Below are 677 nucleotides of genomic sequence, written 5' to 3'. Positions count from 1 at the left end.
GGGCGGGCACGGTGCCGTGGCCGGTGGGGACCTCCGCGTGTTCGGCGTGGACCAGCAGGTGCAGACAGCCCGGGAACAGCTCCGTCATCGACAGCATGCGCAGATCGGTGACAGGCCGGTCCTTGCCGGCGAACCAGCGCTGGTGCGGCAGCCATTCGCGCAGCAACGAGCCGAGCGAGGCCATGGGCCCGGCCAGGCTCCTGACGGTCGGCGCCGGGGATGCGGTCTTCGGCATGCTCACGCCTCCTTTCGTCGGCCGCGCGGTGGTCAAACCCGTCGGCCGATCCGGGATGCGACTTTGGTGAGCCGGAACCAGTAGAAGCCGTGGCCCGCCAGGGTCAGCAGATAGGGGAGCTCACCGATCGCGGGGAAGCGCACCCCGCCGATGAGCTCGACCGGGTGCCGCCCGTCGAAGGCCCGCAGGTCGAGTTCGGTGGGCTGGGGGAAGCGGGAGAAGTTGTTGACGCACAGGACCAGGTCGTCCCGGTACTCGCGCAGGAAGGCGAGCACGGCCGGGTTGGAGGACTGGAGTTCGGTGTACGAGCCGAGTCCGAAGGCGGGGTTCTGCTTGCGGATCTCGATCATGCGGCGGGTCCAGTGCAGCAGCGAGGACGGCGAGGACATCGACGCCTCGACGTTGGTGACCTGGTAGCCGTAGACCGGGTCCATGATCGTGG

The 677-nt window shown here is 69.0% G+C and carries 2 protein-coding genes; both read right to left on the bottom strand.

Features of this window, described 5'->3' with window-relative positions:
* On the bottom strand, nt 1-235 hold a 235-nt coding region (locus C1I97_RS38430), incomplete at its 3' end, for a maltokinase N-terminal cap-like domain-containing protein (protein ID WP_441349206.1).
* 32 nt (nt 236-267) lie between these two features.
* Nucleotides 268-677 (bottom strand): alpha-glucosidase C-terminal domain-containing protein (locus tag C1I97_RS38425; RefSeq protein WP_181447126.1); only part of this gene is annotated, 410 nt, incomplete at its 5' end.

It is taken from the genome of Streptomyces sp. NTH33, from assembly GCF_003236365.1.
In the GTDB taxonomy this organism is placed as follows: Bacteria; Actinomycetota; Actinomycetes; order Streptomycetales; family Streptomycetaceae; genus Streptomyces.
The sequence above is the reverse complement of the archived record's forward strand: the minus strand, read 5'-3'. Positions and strand labels throughout refer to the sequence as shown.